Here is a 15519-nt window from a genome sequence, read left to right as displayed (position 1 = left end):
TGGTTCAAGGGGCCCCCGGCACGGTCGGGGCGGTCAAGGGGGATGACCCAACTCATGAACATGCAGCAGAGTTCGCCGCCCGTGGGCGACGTCATCGACGCGACGCCGGCGCCGCGGCCCGAGCGGATGCGCCTGTCCGGACGTCATGTCGACATCGTCCCATTCGACCCGGATTTGCATGCGCGTGCGCTCTACGAGGCGTCGCACGGTCCCGAGAAGGAGGCGCTCTGGGCCTATCTGGGCGTCGGCCCCTTCGCCAATCTCGCGGCCTTCGAGACCTCCTATCGCGCGGCGGCGGAGCGCGACGACCCGCTGCTCTTCGCCATCCTCGACAAGAACGGCCATGTGGTGGGCCACGCCACCTATATGCGCATCGACACCGCGAACCGGGTGATCGAGGTCGGCAACATCCTCTACACCCCCGCGATGATGCGCACGCCTGGCGGCACCGAGGCGATGTATCTGATGGCGCGCCATGCCTTCGAGACGCTGGGCTACCGGCGCTATGAATGGAAATGCAACGCGCTGAATGCCCCGTCGCGCCGCGCGGCCGAGCGCTATGGCTTCCGCTTCGAGGGAACCTTCCGCCACCACATGATCGTCAAGGGCCGCAACCGCGACACTGCCTGGTTCTCCATCCTCGCGGAGGAATGGCCGCAGATCGCGGTGGCGATGGAGACGTGGCTGGCGCCGGAGAATTTCGACGGCGCGGGCCGGCAGATCGTGCCGCTCTCCATCCTCAATGCGCGGGAGATGGAGGTCGAGGGTCGCGTGCTGCGCCGTGCGCGCTTCGACGAACTGCCGCAGATCGAGGCGCTGCAGAAGGCCGCCTATGCCCGCAACCGCATCCTGCTCGGCGTCGAGCCGGTGCCGTTGCTGTGGGACTATGCACGGGTTTTCCGCGAGCGCGAGGTCTGGGTTCTGGACGGAGCGGACAGCATTGCGGGCGTGGCGATTCTTCAGGCCCGCGCCGATGATCTGCTCACCGACAGCATCGCCACCTGCCCCAAGGCGCAGGGCTTCGGCTTCGGCAACCTGCTGCTGACCGCTGGCGAAGTCCGCGCCCGTGCCCTTGGAAAGCGCACCGTGCGGCTCTACACGGGCGAGCCGCTTTCGGCCAACATCCACTGGTATCGCCGCAAGGGCTACGCGATCGAGCGGGTCGAGCAACTGCCCGACCGGCGGCTGGTTCACATGGCCAAGGCGGTGGGCTGAACCGCCGGCAGGATGCCGATTGCGGCAGCTTGCTCTCGCCGGTTTCTTGCGCCTGGCGGCGGATGGCTTACATTCAGCTCAGGTTTTCTTCTGGACGTTCGATGATGAGTTACGTGGAGGCAGCCGGCGCGCCGCTGCGCAAGACCGGCCATATCAAGTTGCACGGGCCGGAAGGCTTCGCGGGCATGCGCAAAGCCGGAAAACTGGCGGCGGAGGCCCTTGATCTCGTGCACGAGCTGGTGGCACCCGGTGTGACGACCGACGCGATTGACCGGCTGGTGTTCGAGTTCGCCATGGACCACGACGCCTTGCCGGCGACGCTGATGTATCGCGGCTATCGCAAGTCCACCTGCACCTCGATCAATCACGTCGTCTGCCACGGCATCCCCAACGAGAAGCCGCTGCGCGAGGGCGATATCGTCAATGTCGACGTCACGCTGATCGTCGACGGCTGGTACGGCGATTCGAGTCGCATGTTCCCGGTGGGCGAGATTCCGCGCCGCGCCGAGCGGCTGCTCGACGTCACCTATGAATCGATGATGCGCGGCATTGCCGAGGTAAAGCCGGGCAGGCATGTCGGCGACATCGGCGCGGTGATCCAGGAATATGTCGAGCCGTTCCACATGAGCGTGGTGCGCGATTTCTGCGGCCACGGCGTGGGCCAGCTCTTCCACGACGAGCCGAACATCGTGCATGTCGGCCGGCGCGGCGACGGCCCGGAGCTGTTGCCGGGCATGATCTTCACCATCGAGCCGATGATCAATCTCGGCCGGCCGCATGTGAAGGTGCTCTCGGACGGTTGGACCGCGGTCACCCGCGACCGTTCACTGTCCGCCCAGTTCGAGCACACGGTCGGTGTCACGGAGACCGGTTGCGAGATCTTCACGCTCTCGCCCAAGGGCTATCACAAGCCGATCTTCGGCGACGCCTGAGCACGCGGGAGCCCGCATGGCGCGGAAAGGGGCAGGGCGGAACGGCAACGCTTTGTCGACTGACAGCTTTGCCGTGACCGATCCCCCGGGGCTCGCCGAGGCATCGGCCCACTATATCGGCCACCGCGAACGGCTGCGCGAGCGCTTCCGGCAGGCCGGCGCCGACGCGCTTCCCGACTATGAACTGCTGGAACTGGTGCTGTTCCGTGCCGTACCGCGCGCGGACGTGAAGCCGCTCGCCAAAAGCCTCATCGACCGCTTCGGCTCCTTTGCTGAGGTCGTCGCCGCGGCTCCGGGGCGTCTGCGCGAGGTGAAGGGGGTGGGGGATGCCATCGTCACCGAACTCAAGCTGATCGGTGCGGCGGTGGAGAGGGTCACGCGCGGCAAGGTACGCGAGCGGCCGGTGCTGTCCTCATGGAGCGCCGTGCTCGCGCATTGCCGCGCCGCCATGGCGTTCGCCGAGCAGGAGCAGTTCCGCATCCTGTTCCTCGACAAGCGCAACCAGCTCATTCTGGACGAGGTGCAGCAGCGCGGCACCGTCGACCACACGCCGGTCTATCCCCGCGAGGTCGTCAAGCGGGCGCTGGAGGTGGCGGCGAGTGCCATCATTCTCGTGCACAACCATCCCACTACCCCCTTTTCCATCACGCTGGATCACGCTCAATACCATTGAAACACAATGATTTTTTTGCTTGTCGTACTGCGGGATATCGTGGCATATTGGGGTCGGTTTTAAGGGGGTCGACGCCCTTTTTGACCCCAGTCGCCGACCCCACAAAACCGTCTGGCGACCCCACTTGGAAGCCGACGGGAGACCCCAGTGCCAAGCCTTACAGATGGAGAAATTCGCCGCGCCCTTAAACAGGTAGAGCAGACCGGCAAGCAGCTTACCCTCGTCGATGGCGAGGGACACGGGACCGGCCGCCTGGTTTTGGTGATGAAGCCAATGCCAACACGTGTGACAGCGGACTGGATGGCTCAGCAGTGGCGGGACCAAAAGCGGATCAAGAAGAAGCTCGGGTCGTATCCCGCGATGCCACTCGCGAAGGCGCGAGAGGTCTTTCAGCGCGATTTTGCCGATATGATCCAGAAAGGTCGGAGCATCAAGATCGCTGGCGACACCCGACCTGGCACGGTCGCGGACCTCTTCGAAGCCTATGTCGCCTATCTCAAGGACGCAGGGAAGCCTTCCTGGAAGGAAGCCGAAAAGGGGTTGAACAAAGTCGCGGACACACTCGGACGCAACCGCCCAGCGCGGGACATTGAGCCCGCGGAAATTACCGATGTAATCCGCCCCATTTACGAGCGCGGAAAGCGGTCGATGGCCGACCACGTCCGTAGCTATATCCGTTCTGCCTTTAGCTGGGGCCTGAAATCAGAGCACGACTATCGATCGTCTTCTTCTCGACGCTTCCGCCTCGTCTACAACCCTGCGGCCGGCATTCCGACGGAACCCAAGAAGGTTGGGACGCGCTGGTTGGATGAGGAAGAATTCCTGCGTCTCTATCGGTGGCTCGAATGCCCCGACACACCTGTCCATCCGCCCTACACCAGGGCTGTCCGCATTCTCATGTTGACCGGACAGCGCGTAGAGGAGATCGCTCGGCTGCACATCGATCAGTGGGATGCCAAAGAGCGCATAATCGACTGGTCCAAGACAAAGAATGGCAAGCCCCATGCCATCCCAGTACCCAGCGCCGCCGCCGAGTTGCTCGAGTCCATCACACCCAACGCTCACGGCTGGTTTTTTCCGTCAGCCAAGGACCCTTCGAAGCCTGTCAGCCATGGCACGCTCTATTCCTTCATGTGGCGACAGCGCGACCGTGAGGTGATTCCATATGTCACCAATCGGGATCTGCGCAGGACCTGGAAGACGCTGGCTGGCAAAGCAGGACTCTCTAAGGAAATCCGCGATCGCCTCCAAAATCACACGCTTCAGGACGTCAGCTCAAAGAGCTATGACCGCTGGAACTATATGCCCGAGAAGCGAGCCGCCATGGCCAAATGGGACAAATTCGTCCGCGCACTTTTAGCTAAGAAGCGGGGCAATCGCACTCTAAGGAAAGCGGCATGAACAAGTGCTCACTCCTTGCCGCCGCGATTTTTGTGTTGTTTGGTTTCGCAGCCCCAGCCGCGGCGGATCCCTGTGACGGCCCTCTCCCCAAACAACTCGGTGCAACCTTCACCGGCACCATACGATACGTGGGCGATGGCGACAGCCTGTGCGTCGGGCGAACCGATAGACCAGAAGAATGGATCGAGGTTCGTCTCGCTGACTTCAACGCACCGGAATTGCATGATCCCGCAGGTGAAGCAGCGAAACAAACACTTACCAAGATCGCTTTTGGCCGATCCGTCCTATGCAGGACCGAACGCGGACGTAGCGGACGTGTTATCTCCTTTGATCGCGTGATCGCCCGCTGCCAGATCGACGGACGTTCATTGGGAGACGCTATGCGAGCCGCTGGCGTTGCCGAGGGGGGCCATTGAAGGCGGTCCTCGCAATCTTGGACCGACGGTAGCGAATGGCCTAGCTCTCAGAAAACGCCGTTCCCTTCTTACTCCACAGACTTTTCCGTAAATCCGAGGGTGTTTGCGTTCTCGATAAGGGTGCGCACCTTCGCGCGATCGAGACCCGAGGGGACCTCCGCATCGATTTCCAGTCGAAGTTTCACCTCGCTGCCGGGTAGCGTTGTCAACTGTTCGACGATGGCTTCAACAATCTGATGGATGTCCCTCGCAGGTCTTTCCGGCGAGATCATCACCGCGCCGGTGAACCGCGTTGGTTTTCTTTCTACTGGCGGTGCAGCCGGTCTATCGCTCTCTGGCGAACTGCCGGTGGGTTTCGCGCCGTCACCAGGCCCCGTGGGCGTGTCGCCCGGAACGGACGGGGTGGGCACAGGACGATGGGCCTCTGCCACAGCCGGTTTCACAATGATGCTGTCGCTGTCGATCACGACTACAGCGTTTACCGCGCGTTCGATCGCCAGTCCCAGATAGGTGTCCGACTTCTCGTCCCATCGCTCAGCATAAGCGAACGGACCGGGCAACATGCCGCTGACAGCCGACTGGACCGCCTTGACGAGGACATCCTGGCCCCGCAGGCGAGGCAGATAGATGTACCGATTGAGATATTCCCGCAGATCCTTCAGCGACAGGTGAGGCTTGTCGTTCCAGATGTATTTCTGCAGATCGCGATCGAGGCGCGACGGCCCCAGTTCGACGAGCAAACCTTCTTCAGCCGCCAGCTTCTTGCTCGCCCGCGCCAGCAGTCCGTCCTGAGCGGGGATCTTGCCAGACTGCCACTCCCAATCGGCCTGGGCGCTCTCCTGAACCGGGTAGTGCAGATAGCACCACGCCTCTTTCAAGCGCGTCTTCATTGTTTCGTTCGCCTCGGCAAGCTTGGCTTTGGCAAGCGCGCTGTCGCTCTGGGTGAGGTTGAGCCGCTCCGTATCGCGGACGATCTCGCCCCAAGCCAAAGAAGCACGAACGGCGTCTTTCAGATGATCTAGCTGGCGGGTTTCCGCGGCGATGAACACCAGCATGTTACGATAGACACGTGGCGTGCTTCCGCGTTGCATGAGGATGTCTTTCGCCTCGACCAGCGCATCCGAGCCATCGCGCCCGTTATGCGAATGTTTGACGCCCAGCACGACGGCGCGCACACCGCCCGCCTCATCGGGGACTTCCGCCGATGAGGCGGGCGCCACCTGCACGGCATCGAAATGCCCGCGATCCGCAAGACCGTTCACATATTTTCCGAGTTGGGTGTCAATCGTCACGTCGACCAAGGCCGCCTCGATCTGCGCAGCCTTGTCCGCCGCGATGCGGTTGAGGCTCGCCGACATCGAATACCAGTACCGGCCAAGATCGGCATGCATGAACTTGGCTTGGTTGGTCAGCCGGCGCAGCGCATCTCCGAAGATCGCCGCGCGCTCGCCGGGCTGCACGACGCCGAGGTTGATCTGTTTGTCGTCGAGGCCAGTGTTCTGCTGCTGGGCGGTGGGCGCGGTTCCCATGAAGATCGCGCGGGCGACGCGACGAGTCGCCGAATAGCGGTTCAGGTTCGGCGCCGACTGATCGACCTTGTAAGGCGTGGACGCAGTGCCATCGACGTCACCGGCGATGATCGACTGCCAGCTCACGTCGAGATAGTGGAGCAATTCCGGCTCCACGCGCGGCGAACTCACGGCCACGCTTCCCGGCATGATCATCACCGACGGGTCGGCGTTCATCCAAAGCTCGTGAATGGCCTGCGCCATCAAGCGCAGTACGCCGCGCGTGCGCTGGAATTTTTCGAGCGACCCCCAGCTCGTATAGAGCTGGTCGAACAGTTCGGGATGGATCGGATAGGCCTTCTCCAGCTTACGGCGATAGTCCTCATCCGCGCAGCCCTGTGGGAAATCGTTGGCGTTCTCCCGATAGAGCTTGGCGAACTGCTTCAGCGTGTTGTCACGGTGATGGAATTTGTCGCCGGGGATGTCCTTGAACAGCCGCCGCCGGACGATCTCATAGCTCTCTTCCTGGCTCGCCGGTCGCCACGACGATTCCACGCGGCTGAACGTCTGCTTGAGACGGGCCAGCGCCTCCTGACCACCTTCGCCGCCCACCTCGATCTGCGAGGCTGGCAGGGAGGCGACCAGCAACGTGCCGGGACTGGCCTTGACCGCCTCGGTCAGCGACTGGACAAAGGACAGGTTCGCGTCGAACGATCCCGAAGGTAGCCCCTCGACCTTGTAGATTTGCCGCAGGTACGCGACCCATTCGTCGATCAGGATCAGACACGGTGCGTACTTCTTGAAGAGCGCCTCCAGCAAGTTCGAGCCTGGCGCAATGCCGCTGGCGTCATTCTCGGCCACCATGGCGAAGGCGTCGGCGCCACCGAGCTGCCAGGCCAGTTCGCCCCAGGTCGTGCGGACTTTCTGGCCTCCGTCGGCATTCAACACGTCCTGCGGCCCCCGCGACGTGCCAACGAGCACCGCCCGATTGATGCCCTTCGGCACGCTTAGGCCGAGCTTGTCGAGCAACTGATCCAGGCCTGACAGGTCCTGCACCGGCGTCGGCCCCGCCATGTGGTATAGGGCGAGCATCGAGTGCGTCTTGCCGCCACCGAAATTGGTTTGCAGTTCGACGACGGGATCGCCGCCGCTGCCGGACAGCCGCTTCGCGGCGCCGATCAGCAGCGCGCTCAAGCCCTCGGTCAGATAGGTGCGGCTGAAAAACTGGCGCGGATCACGGTATTCCGGCGGCGCGCTGCCGGAATGAACCTTGGCGAGGTCGGCCGCGAACTCCGCCTGCTGGAACTCGCCGGTGGCGACATCCTGGTGGGGCTCGACCACCTCCCGCCACGGCAACAGGCCGGCCACGGTCTCGACCGAGATTTCGAGTCGCTGGGTTTTCCGTCGCTCTTCATTACGCGCCAACTCGGTGAACTTCGTGCGCAGGATGGTGTCGCGCATCTTGCCGAGCTGCTCGGCCGTCTCGCCGGCGCTGATCGCCTCCATCAACCGACGCATGGAATCGAGCGCCCGCTCGGCGTCGTCATAGGTGAAGGTCTCGTTGTGTGAGAGCTTGTTGCGGACGTCTCCCAACTCGTTGACCAGCGACCGCTCGGCACGGCCGAGAACGGCCTTGAACGCCTCGCTCCAGAAGCGATCCATCGCATTGAACAGCGCGGCCTGATCCCAACCAACTTCGCCATTGCTGTTGGGGCGTAGGCTCGGCAGCTTCTCCAGAACCTGGACTTGCCAGTGTCCCTTGAGGGAGGTTTCCAGTCTCTTTTCGACGAAGGGAATCAGCGCCGCCGGCAGCAGTTCCATCCCTTCAAACACATATTGGCGCGTGCTTTTTGCCACGTTCCGTTCCCCCTTAAATATCCAGCCGGATCTGACGATCGCCGCTTGTGTCGTGGATGGCCGCCGCGGCCTTTGTCAGCTCGGTCCAATCGGCGATCAGGGCGTTGTAGGCCGTGGCCTCCTTCGCATCCCTCCGCTTGTTGGCGCTGATGTCGTAGAGGCAGTAGGCGAGATCCTTCACCGCCTCGGCCTGGGTGATGATCTTCTTCAAAAGGACGGCGGTGTCGCGGGAGATGCCGTCCTTCTCATGCTGTCGGACGAGGTGCTGAAGGCACTCCCACACCGTCAGGTGGCGGTCTTCTTCCGGGTCCCAATCCTCGTCGAGTTCATCACGCGAGAGTATACGGACTTTTCCGGCAGCGCTCTCGACGATCCCGGCATGCTTGACGCTATCGACAGAAATACCGCGCGCACGGGCAAGGTTGTCGGCGACACCGTAATCCCCCTTGCCGGTCCCGTTCTGCTCGAACCAGGTAATGGCGAACCGCGTGTCCGCGTCGAACTCACCCTGGATGCCGCCGAGATATTCATCGAGTTCCCGATTGATGAGCTGGAGTGCGGTCTTCACGCTCATCGGGCTGTCGTCGGATTCCAGCACGGCTCTGTAGCGCGAGAACACGCCCATACCGGGGCCGATGGCGGATTGAGGCATATCGGCGGGGGCAATGTTCGCGCCTTGAAGTTCGGCGATCGCCGGGGGCAGTTCGCGTTTCAGGGCGCGGATAAACTCTGCGCGAGTAATACTCTCGGCCGTGGCTTCCTTCTTCCGGCAAACGAGAACGACAGAGTTGGCGAGAGCATTTGTCCCAGAGGCGATCATGCGATTCGCCATTTCGGTGCGCAGAGGCCAAGTGCCGACGACAGCATAGCCAGCTTCGACAACAGCTTGCAGGAAAGTTGCCCAGCCAGTCGAGCTGATGCCTTCTTGTGCAACCTCGCTCTGCTTGAAGGCGTAATAGATTGTTGCAGGGAACAGGTCCGAACATTGCGCGACCATGTTGGCAATCGCGCGACTCATGCCATCAAGAAAGAACGATTCTGCGGCATCCTTCCCTCCATGCCGATACGGAGTTGCGACCAGTTCTTCCGCTTTCGGTGTGGCAAGGACCCCGAAAATTTCAGGGAAAATCGGTCGCAGCGCGGGCTTCATCCAGGCGAAGAAAAAATCCGAAAGATCAGCATACCCAATGTTGTCATAATAGGGAGGGTCGGAGGAGATAACAGTCCGTTCTGGATACGAGACTGATTGAGCGTCATGCTGAATTTCCAAGCCAGTATTTCGCGGCATCAGCGCATCTAAGGTTTTCACACCCCACTCGATGCAGTTGAGCCAATTTCCCGTAGATGCCGAGAAAAAGTTCGCCTCTGTAAAATCCCAAGTCATCGGGAGAGACTGTCGCCCAAATGTATTTCTAATGATCTCCCTGCTACTGTGCCATGTAGTTATCGATGAATGATAGTCCGTCGCTTTTGAGACGCCAAAAGCCAGATAAACACTCACCGCTTCGGCATAAGCCTTTGCACCATTTCCGCCATCGCGCAGCGGAGTTGGGTCAGACGAAAGGCCCGCGGTCCGCGCATCAGTCTCAATTTGTGCTCGCGCTTCATGCACGAGATCGCTGAACGTGTTCAGAGCTACCAACTGGCGATCGGTGAACAGATCCCCGAAGGTCGTTAGGCCGTAGTCCACGGTCCAGAAATTGCGGGGATCGTTCGGCAGGCTGGTTTCCGGTTTCCGCTCGGGCTTTGCCGACAGAGCCAGCGTTTCGTGCGCCTCCGTGGGCGGCACATAGGCCCGGCTGCGATTGCCCTCGGCAACTATAGCGATCAGCGTCTGCCCCATTTTGCCAGCGCGCCCATTGCTTTTCACATAGTCGGGGGTGATCGCTGTATCCGACATAAGGCAGCGGAAGTTCGCGCCGCGGCCAGCCTTTGTGCCCTCTTTCGCCGCAGCAATCTCGGCCTTCGTGCCGCCATGCCTGATCCTGTAGGCAATGGTCTTCGCCTGCCTATCGACGATGGGCTCGACCCACGCCTCCTTGCCGGGCTTCGTGCTGAGCAGGAAGCTCGACGCAATCGGAACCTGAACGCCGGAGAAGGCAGGATCGGGGCTGGGGACAGTGCGCGCCCAGATCCAGGCAATCACCGTCGCCTTTCCGCCCCCATATTCCTTCGACAGATCCACTTGCGGGTAAAGGCGCCCGATGCGTTCCCACGCCCTTTCGCGCATCCATTCGCCATAGTATTTGACGTCCTCAGCGAGACCCTCGGCGTTGCGATAGAACTGCCGGTTCCTGGCGCCCGGATGAATGGGCGCCTGGTCCTTGAACTTGGGCGGGATCTCGATCATCGCCTTACCGATCATCACCGCGACCGGGTTCAGATCTGACCCATAGGCTGGCAGCCCGAGACGCTGCGCCTCCAGCGGGATCGACCCACCGCCCGAGAACGGGTCATAGACCGGCGGCAGCTCGCCACCGCAGCTCTTGCGGATTTCGGTGCGGGCGCGTTCCAGCACCTCCTCGTTGGTCGAATTCTCCCACTTCACCAATTCTTCGATGATGCCGAACAGGCGCTTGCGCTCGGCCTCCTGCGCTTCATGCGTGGGGAATTTTTCGAGGTCGCTCGACGGATCATCGACAAGTTGGGCGAACAAGACGGCCCGGCAGGCCGCCAACGGCCGTCGTGCCCACCACAGATGCAGCGTGGACGGATGCCCGTGCCGGATCGATTTTTCCCGCACGGACGCGGCGTTGATCGCTTCGAGCGGAATCGCAACCTCGATCAGTTTCTTCTTGGTGTTAGTCGTCGAGGTCATAAACAAGCCTGTAGGTTGCGGGATGGATGGTCAGTTCGCCGCCGTCGCGCAGAGCGCGCAGGCGGGCGCCCGTCATTTCGACAGGACCACCTTCCGGGTTGATGAGAATGAACGAATAGAGGTCCGGCTTCTGGTCCAGCAGGCCCCAGACGTCGGCTTCGAGCTGGAGCGGTTCGTGCTCCAGGCAATGGTCTTTGGGATAGTAGTGCCGCAGAATCTCCCCGCCCGCCGAGCGGCGCTCCCAGGGAAAGCGCGTGCCATTGCCACGACCGATCCAGCTTCCGTCCGCATGGAAGAAGCGATCCTCGCCATCGGCCTTATAGCCTTGCGCTAACGCAAACCGCGCCATCACGCTCGGACGGGGCGGCTTCGGTGCGGCCCGGGGCTTGGTCGCCACCTCCGTTTCGATCAGCTCTCGATCTGGCTCCCCAGCCGATGGCGTGACTGTGGGCTGCGTTTCGGGCTCATCCTTCTCCGGGTAGAGATCTTCCGCCGCGACCGGCTCGCCATCGCTGTGCGCCTCTTCGGCAACCCCGTCGATGCCATCGTCATCGTCGGGTTCGGCCACGGGCTGGACCATCGGTGCGACGACGATGTGCTCAGGGCCGAGGGTGAAATTCTCTTCGAGATACTCCCTGATGTCCTCCGGCGAGCGCTCGAACGCATAGGCCAGCGCCGCGCGAATATCTGCGCTGAGGTTCCTGCCGATCTCTTCCGGCACCCGCTTTGCGAGCTTGGCCTTGGACAGCGGACTGACAAACAGCTTGCCCTCGAGCCACAGGATGTCGGTGAGCCGCGCCGTCCCCGCGGGGACGCCATCAAGATAAGGTACGACCTCCAGCCTGGGGGTCTGGACCCAGCTCGTCGCCGCGATCGCTTCCGCCAGCGCCCGCACACGCACGGTCTCGGCGGCATCGGCAAGTTCGATCCGTCCGAGCTGCGTTCCGAACGCCGTGAGCCAGGCGCGGCGATCTTCCATACCAGCCAGCAGCGACGGCTGATTGAAGCGTTCCTCGACAAGGTCCGATAGCGCCGGCAACGCCGAAAAAGGCAGTGCCTGCACGGTCTCCCCCGACAGGCGTTGAAAATCGGCAGTCTTGCGCTTGACCCATTCGTGCAGGTGGCTCCACCGGAACAGGGTCTGCATGCTCAGGCCATAGGCGAGCGTCTCGACCGGCGCCCACTCGCCCACGAGGTTCAGCCAGTGCCGGCACTCCTCCCAGATGCGGGTCGGGTAACGGACCAGCAGAGTGCGAACGCGCCGAGCATCGTCGGCCGACAGCACCTTCCCCGAGGCCAGCGTCCCGAGCCATTGCAGCGCCAGGTCCGCCGATGGGCGATCGGCGACACCGACACGGTGCCACAGGCTGAGATCGAGCACCGACGCGCGCACGATTGCCGCGCCGGGAACATCCTCCTCGTCCCCCGCCAGGAAGACGCCGCCGGACGTCACCCACGTCCCGTCCTGGGCGAGGATCAGCTTCTCGGTTTTGAAGGCGTTCTTGATGTTTTGCGCATCAACGGTCGAGCATCCGTCGAGCATCTGATCGAGGCGGCGATACCATTTCTCAACCTCATGGGCCGGAGCCCTGTCGGATTTGGCCAGGGCACGCAGCCGGTCGAGCAAACGCCCGGGACCGCTCGGCGTGCTTCGGACGCCGAGAAAGTCGAGCAGCGGGCGCGTGGTTTCGCGATCGAGCAGCCCATGCACGAAGGGCTCGACGTCGATCAACGCCTCCGTCTCGGGTGTCCTGCGCACCAAGTCGGCCGGTAGCTGGATCATGTTGCGGGTGTCGGGAAGGCAGGGTTTGGCTCGCAGCTTCAGCAGCCAGTCGGTCAGCAAGCGCTCCGATGAAACCGATCGCGTAGACCCGGTGGTCGCCACCTGTGAAAAGCGCGCGTTGACGGCTCGCGACCAATAAGTGTCGCGCTGATCCAGGATCTTGCCGACGATCTTCGCCCAGATACCCGCGTCCGTCTTCGCCAGCCCCTCCCAATGCCGCCAATAGTCCGCAGGGAAATCCCAGTCCTCAACGACGAACTGGTTGGTGACATAGGGATAATAGAGCGCGCTACGGGCGCCGCGCGCCTGCACCTCCGATGTGAGCTGCTGTCGCCCGTAAAGGCTCTGCCGCTTCTGGACCAGGGGCGCCATTGTCTGAAGCCCTGACCGGCCAGACGACACCCAGCGCAGCCAATCCTCCCGCGTGCAGGACTTGAAGCTCGCGACATAGTCGCCGTGCAGGAGCTGCGTCTTTCGGGCGGCCTCCGGCAACAGCTCCTCCAGCCCGCCATTCTCGTCGAACAACACCCCCTTGCCGATCCCTCGGAGTGTTCGATCGGCGCAGGCATATCGGAAAGAGTCGCCGATCGTGACGCCGAGCTTGGCTGCGATCTGGGCAAGCTGGACGCATTCGACGAGTTTCGGTTGGCCGGAGCCGAAATAGTCGGCGGCGACCCGCTCGATCACCGCGTTGACGTCGCTCGTCCCGTCGAGGCCGATCTCCTCTAGCACCGCGAAGGCCGCCTCGACGGGATCGCTGCGGGTTACGCCCTCGGCCTTGTCACGGCGCTGATCGGCGAGGAAGCGGGTCCAGTTCTGATTGAGGACGATAAGATGGCTGGCGAGGAACTCCCAATCCTCTTCCGACTGAAGCAACTTCTTTTCGCCGAGCCGAACGATCTCCGATGCCGCATAGAGCACCTCCTTGCCCTGCACAGGCACGATCCGCAGGGCGTCGGCATCATGGCACTGCCATCCCGTCACCTCGGGCGCGATATAGATCCACAGGTTCAGAAGGTGGCGCCACGTCGCTGGTTTCGGCAGATGGTTGCTGCGCAGACGCTCAAGCAAATCTGACTTCGAGAACTCCTCGATCAGCCCCCAGTGAACGAGCTTGGTCCGGTTCTTGGCTGAGACATGTTGGCAAAGCGCCGGCCGGGACTTGGCGTCGAGCAACGCCATCGCCTGGTCAGCCGGCCAGATGTCGAATACAGGCCGCGGGACGGTGATCGCGGCCTTTGCCTCGACCAGTCTCCCCTCCTCGGTCAGGAGGATCGGTCTGCCTTCGATGGCCGCGTCAAACGCCAGTTCGACGATCGCGCCGCACGCTCCCTCAAGCGAGGCCGACTCACGGTCGACGTCCGGCAGCAGACCATAGGCGTCTGCACGGTCCTGGGGGCCAGTCTTCGTCTGCTCCAGCCACTCCATCATGGCGCTGGCGGCTAACTCGCCGGCGCGGTTCAGCAGCCAGCGATTGGTTGGCGAGGTCTCCGGGTCCTTGATTTTGAGACGCGCCGGGTCCTGGATGAAGGGCGCATTGCAGGCAAAAGGCAGCGGCGTTTCGACACCGGTCGGCAGCACGACATAGAGGCGACCCTTTGCACCCAGCACGATCTCCACCCGGCAGGGCGGGAAATCACCGCCATCCTCTGCCCCCAGCATCCGCTCCTTGCGGATCTCGTCGAGCGCCTCGGCCGGAAAGGATTCCTCGCCCGACCGCACGAGGAGGAAGGGGGCTTCCGCTTTTTCATCCAAAGCCATCCATTCGCTCTCGGCGATGGGGCCAGGCCCAAGGCTCTGCCAATGCACCTCGCTGTCGCCGATCTGAAGGCGGCGGATCTTCTTGAAGAACAGCAATGACACCGGGCTCTTCAGCCACTCGTCGAGGTTCTTCTCGACTTCTCGGCGCAGCAGTGGGTTGGCGATCGCCACTTCGACGCGCGTGGTTCCCGTTGTCGGATGACGGCTATCGATCCAATGCGGCTGAGTGAACCGCACACGTTCGAAGGCCACCGCCAGCGTCGGCGTGAACAGTTCAACCCGATCGCCCAGGCTGAACGTGCTTTTGAATCCGATTCCGCGGAAGCCGATCGTATGCAGGGCGCGCTTATTGGAATAGCCGAAGCGGCAGATCGAGGCGAAATGCGCCTCAATGAAGTCCTCGCCATTGTGCTCGAACACGAAGCGATCGTCCTCGATCGACACCCGCGCTTCGCTGGCGCCGGCGTCGTCGGCGTTCTGGAGCAACTCGGACAGAATGTGCCTGGGGCTCTGCACTTGCTTGAAGAGCTGGTGCCAAGGGCCGGCCAGTTCCGGGTCCGCCTCAAGCTGGTCCCAACGCTTGGTCGCGCGCTCCTGGATCGACCGGAAATAGTCGGGCGGATCGGCAGCAATGGTTTCGATCTGGCGGCTTACGCTCATAGCGAAAGCTCCACCGTCGAAGGCGTGGCGACCAATTCCGGGCCGCGCGGCGGCGCGGTCTTACGCCAACCACCCTTGATAGTTTGGATGGCGGAGATCGGCAGCCGCTGCCCGGCAGGCAGCTCGTGCAGATCACAAACATGCCAGAACACCGCCCAGTGGCCCTGATTATCGCCCGTATATTGGCCCGTCGTCGGCGGGCGATGCGTCATTCCCTTTGAATGCTTGCCGTTTCCGCTTTCTTCGCAACCGACATACCAACCAAGCCAGGACACGACAAAACTGAGCTTGGCAGCCACATCCTCGTGCGACGGATAGATCAGGACCGGCACCCGCGCACCGCCGCGCAGTTCGTCAACCTTGCGAAACAGCTCCCACTTCCGCGATCCGAAAGCGACAAAACCCGTGGCGCTGGCGATTGTGCGCCCCGATTGCAGGTGCTCCAATGGCACGGGAGCCAGGATGGAAAAATCCGAAATGCCGGTCATGTAGCCC

At 62.4% G+C, this 15519-nt stretch carries 9 protein-coding genes; 5 read left to right on the top strand and 4 right to left on the bottom strand.

Annotation, left to right across the window (positions count from 1 at the left end; genetic code table 11):
* Positions 1-42 precede the first annotated feature (42 nt).
* The 5 genes from STARVERO_RS15010 (at position 43) to STARVERO_RS14990 (ending at position 4637) form a co-directional block, all read left to right on the top strand.
* A complete protein-coding gene (locus tag STARVERO_RS15010) occupies positions 43-1215 on the top strand; it encodes a GNAT family N-acetyltransferase (RefSeq protein WP_159599734.1) in 1173 nt (390 codons plus the stop codon).
* Between the two features lie 104 nt (positions 1216-1319).
* A complete protein-coding gene (gene map, locus STARVERO_RS15005) occupies positions 1320-2147 on the top strand; it encodes a type I methionyl aminopeptidase (protein WP_200837914.1) in 828 nt (275 codons plus the stop codon).
* 16 nt (positions 2148-2163) lie between these two features.
* A complete protein-coding gene (locus STARVERO_RS15000; RefSeq protein ID WP_159599730.1) occupies positions 2164-2820 on the top strand; it encodes a JAB domain-containing protein in 657 nt (218 codons plus the stop codon).
* A gap of 147 nt (positions 2821-2967) precedes the next feature.
* Entirely contained in the window at positions 2968-4221 is a 1254-nt protein-coding gene (locus STARVERO_RS14995) for a tyrosine-type recombinase/integrase (RefSeq protein WP_159599728.1), read from the top strand.
* Positions 4218-4637 (top strand): thermonuclease family protein, encoded by a 420-nt coding sequence (locus tag STARVERO_RS14990; protein WP_159599726.1) that lies wholly within the window; start codon positions 4218-4220, stop codon positions 4635-4637. The genes STARVERO_RS14995 and STARVERO_RS14990 overlap by 4 nt, the downstream gene beginning before the upstream one ends.
* A 68-nt stretch (positions 4638-4705) precedes the next feature.
* Here the strand turns inward: STARVERO_RS14990 and STARVERO_RS14985 are convergent, their stop codons facing one another.
* From STARVERO_RS14985 to STARVERO_RS14970, 4 genes are read right to left on the bottom strand one after another with little or no spacing between them, the layout of a single operon-like run.
* Positions 4706-8002, bottom strand: a complete 3297-nt coding sequence (locus tag STARVERO_RS14985) for a DUF499 domain-containing protein (RefSeq protein ID WP_159599724.1) — start codon at positions 8000-8002, stop codon at positions 4706-4708.
* Between the two features lie 13 nt (positions 8003-8015).
* Entirely contained in the window at positions 8016-10820 is a 2805-nt protein-coding gene (locus STARVERO_RS14980) for a DUF1156 domain-containing protein (protein ID WP_159599722.1), read from the bottom strand.
* A complete protein-coding gene (locus STARVERO_RS14975) occupies positions 10804-15024 on the bottom strand; it encodes a sacsin N-terminal ATP-binding-like domain-containing protein (protein ID WP_159599720.1) in 4221 nt (1406 codons plus the stop codon). Before STARVERO_RS14975 ends, STARVERO_RS14980 begins: the two co-directional genes overlap by 17 nt.
* Positions 15021-15512, bottom strand: a complete 492-nt coding sequence (locus STARVERO_RS14970; protein ID WP_159599718.1) for a hypothetical protein — start codon at positions 15510-15512, stop codon at positions 15021-15023. The genes STARVERO_RS14975 and STARVERO_RS14970 overlap by 4 nt, the downstream gene beginning before the upstream one ends.
* Positions 15513-15519 lie beyond the last annotated feature (7 nt).

The organism is Starkeya nomas, assembly GCF_902703545.1.
Lineage (GTDB): Bacteria > Pseudomonadota > Alphaproteobacteria > Rhizobiales > Xanthobacteraceae > Ancylobacter > Ancylobacter moscoviensis.
The sequence above is the reverse complement of the archived record's forward strand: the minus strand, read 5'-3'. Positions and strand labels throughout refer to the sequence as shown.

Coding starts and splice junctions, on each gene's coding strand:
- STARVERO_RS14980 (WP_159599722.1), bottom strand. CDS start 10,820: ATGACCTCGACGACTAACACCAAGAAGAAACTGATCGAGGTTGCGATT.
- STARVERO_RS14970 (WP_159599718.1), bottom strand. CDS start 15,512: ATGACCGGCATTTCGGATTTTTCCATCCTGGCTCCCGTGCCATTGGAG.
- STARVERO_RS15000 (WP_159599730.1), top strand. CDS start 2,164: ATGGCGCGGAAAGGGGCAGGGCGGAACGGCAACGCTTTGTCGACTGAC.
- STARVERO_RS14990 (WP_159599726.1), top strand. CDS start 4,218: ATGAACAAGTGCTCACTCCTTGCCGCCGCGATTTTTGTGTTGTTTGGT.
- STARVERO_RS14975 (WP_159599720.1), bottom strand. CDS start 15,024: ATGAGCGTAAGCCGCCAGATCGAAACCATTGCTGCCGATCCGCCCGAC.
- map (WP_200837914.1), top strand. CDS start 1,320: ATGAGTTACGTGGAGGCAGCCGGCGCGCCGCTGCGCAAGACCGGCCAT.
- STARVERO_RS15010 (WP_159599734.1), top strand. CDS start 43: ATGACCCAACTCATGAACATGCAGCAGAGTTCGCCGCCCGTGGGCGAC.